1 protein-coding gene is annotated in these 469 nt (G+C 45.2%); it reads left to right on the forward strand.

Translation table 11 applies throughout. From position 1 onward, the window contains the following. On the forward strand, positions 1-469 hold a 469-nt coding region (locus tag A3766_RS31775), incomplete at both ends, for a hypothetical protein (RefSeq protein ID WP_197479826.1).

A 469-nucleotide genomic window follows, 5' to 3' on the forward strand; every position in this document is an offset into this window, starting at 1 on the left:
AAGTAAACACTGGCGACCATATATCCATTGACCTGCACAGTGGTGCGAACGGTTTACAAAATGGCGGCAGTATTCGACTCGGGCTTTCCCAGGCTGAGCTTATTTTGAATAGTGGACTAGGCCTTAACACCGCCTCTACAGGGAACGACGTTAGCCTAAAATGGGGGCTCCCGCCTATTAGATCAGGTGATCAGCAAACGACAGATCAGTTTGCTTGGTCTTTGGTAACAGGCTTATCTGTCATTGATTTTGACAACAGCAATAACGATCAAACTAATTTAAAGCTAGGGGTCGCAGCCACGATTTCGGCCGATGCAGCAACATTCACACTCACACCATCTCTTATTTACAGCGATATTGCAGACAATAGTGATACATTCCTAGAATTAGGTTTGGGCGCTTATGCTGGTCTAATTGATACAGAAAGTGGCTTATTCTCGATTGGCGCTGAAGTTGTTATGTCAACGCA

This window comes from Oleiphilus sp. HI0132 (assembly GCF_001635845.1).